Origin of the sequence: Staphylococcus pasteuri (genome assembly GCF_030547725.1) — a bacterium.
GTDB lineage: Bacteria > Bacillota > Bacilli > Staphylococcales > Staphylococcaceae > Staphylococcus > Staphylococcus pasteuri.
Genome location: NZ_JAUOQO010000449.1, coordinates 1 through 263, shown reverse-complemented (window position 1 = coordinate 263; position 263 = coordinate 1). Strand labels below are relative to the sequence as shown.

The following is a 263-nucleotide window of genomic DNA, read 5'->3' as shown; positions in this document are numbered from 1 at the left end:
GCGCCATCTCATCGCTCCCTAAATACGTAGAGTAGAAATAAGGCGTGATTGCTTCAAACTCACCCGCACACGTATCAACTTGCTTCATTCCCCTCAGAATTCCAGCTTCTTTACTCATACTCATGATCGAATCGATCGTTTTTCCAGTTGCTTTCGAAATGTAGGCATCACTAACGTTTAATTGCTTAACATGAATTAGCAATTCTTCAGAAAGATCGGTTTGATTCATTATCTTTACTTCCGCTTCCACAATTCGCTTCACC

1 protein-coding gene is annotated in these 263 nt (G+C 41.1%); it reads right to left on the bottom strand.

Going from position 1 to position 263, the window contains the following annotated elements:
• A partial coding sequence (locus tag Q4528_RS14325; RefSeq protein ID WP_303522295.1) for a hypothetical protein occupies positions 1–229 on the bottom strand: 229 nt, incomplete at its 3' end.
• Between the last annotated feature and the right edge of the window lie 34 nt (positions 230–263).